Source organism: Neisseria sp. P0021.S005 (genome assembly GCF_051956955.1).
The window spans coordinates 1-1621 of the sequence record NZ_JBQCWY010000687.1 but is presented as its reverse complement, the minus strand read 5'-3'; the positions used below and the strand labels follow the sequence as shown (position 1 = coordinate 1621).

General features: G+C 51.4%; 2 protein-coding genes and 1 pseudogene. 2 read left to right on the top strand and 1 reads right to left on the bottom strand.

Annotated elements, in window-relative coordinates; translation table 11 throughout:
• On the top strand, window positions 1-746 hold a 746-nt coding region (locus ACTHUE_RS18345; protein ID WP_440424125.1), incomplete at its 5' end, for an MlaD family protein.
• Complete coding sequence (locus ACTHUE_RS18340) at window positions 746-1264, top strand: PqiC family protein (RefSeq protein WP_070695307.1); 519 nt, start codon at window positions 746-748, stop codon at window positions 1262-1264. The genes ACTHUE_RS18345 and ACTHUE_RS18340, both read left to right, overlap by 1 nt.
• A 54-nt stretch (window positions 1265-1318) precedes the next feature.
• On the opposite strand, the pseudogene ACTHUE_RS18335 reads toward ACTHUE_RS18340, so the two are convergent.
• Window positions 1319-1621: pseudogene (locus tag ACTHUE_RS18335) on the bottom strand (glutaredoxin); the annotation flags it as partial.

Here is a 1621-nt window from a genome sequence, read left to right as displayed (position 1 = left end):
CTGCCGGTTCGCCTGTCGAATACAAAGGCCTGAATGTCGGCGTGGTTTCCGATGTCCCTTATTTCGACCGCAACGACAGCCTGCATTTGTTTGAAAACGGTTGGATTCCCGTACGCATCCGCATCGAGCCTTCCCGTTTGGAAATCAATGCCGACGAGCAAAGCAAAGAACATTGGAAACAACAATTTCAGACGGCCTTAAACAAAGGCCTGACCGCCACCATCTCCAGCAACAACCTGCTGACCGGCAGCAAAATGATTGAGTTGAACGATCAACCTTCCGCCTCGCCTAAGCTGCGACCGCATACCGTTTATGCAGGCGATACCGTTATCGCGACCCAAGGCGGCGGTTTGGACGATTTGCAGGCAAAAGTGGCCGATTTGTTAGACAAGTTCAACAATCTGCCATTGGATAAAACCGTTGCCGGCTTGAACGGTTCGCTTGCCGAGCTCAAATCCACACTCAAATCTGCCAATGCTGCTTTAAGCTCTATCGACAAACTGGTCGGCAAACCGCAGACACAAAACATTCCGAACGAGTTGAACCAAACCCTGAAAGAGTTGCGTCAAACCCTGCAAGGCGTATCGCCTCAATCGCCTATCTACGGCGACGTACAAAATACGCTGCAAAGTTTGGACAAAACCTTAAAAGACGTTCAACCCGTGATTAATACTTTGAAAGAAAAACCCAACGCGCTGATTTTCAACAGCAGCAGCAAAGACCCTATCCCGAAAGGAAGCCGATAATGCGCCTCTTCCCGATTGCCGCCGCCCTGACGCTTGCCGCCTGCGGCACTGCTCAAAGCACACAATATTTCGTCCTGCCCGACAGCCAGTACATCCGTCCGGCTGCGTATGGCAACGAAATCGCGGTCAAAGTCAACCTTGCCGAACCGCTTGCCAACGGCGGCCTCGTTTACCAAACCGATGCCTATCATGTGAATCTGGCGAAAAACCACCTTTGGGCGGCACCACTCGATGGCGCGTTGGCGGCCAACCTCAGCAACAAGCTCAACCGCCTCAATCCGCGCCATACTTTCGTCCCTGCTTCACGCAGCCAAAGCAGCCAAACCCTAAAAGTCTATATCGAAGCCTTCCAAGGCAGCTATCAGGGGCAGACCACCATCAGCGGTTATGCACAATGGCCGGACGGACGCAGCAAACCGTTTAACGCCGTCACGCCGCAGCAAGGCGACGGCTATACCGCCATGCTCGAATCGTTGGAAAACGGTTTGTCACAGGTTGCCGATACGATTGCTTATTAAACGAAAGGCCGTCTGAACATTTTCAGACGGCCTTTTTTATGTCTCAAACATTCATTACAACGCGCGGTCAAAATACAGAGCCACGCCGGATCGCTCGCTCATCGCCAGCAAATAATCCATCAATTTTTGCGGCCATTGAATACCGCGCACAACGGTCAGGTTGCGCAAAATAGGGAAAGTCAGGATATCTTCCAAACTGATTTCACCGCCCAAGCCCTCGCCTTCGCACACCAGCGCTTCCAGTTCTGCCAAGTCTTGATGCAGACGCTCCAGATATTGCGCCGTTTTGTTCAGATTAGTCTCGAAATTGCCGATACTTTTCTCTTTTTTGTCGATAAAGTATTTTTTCGCTTCATC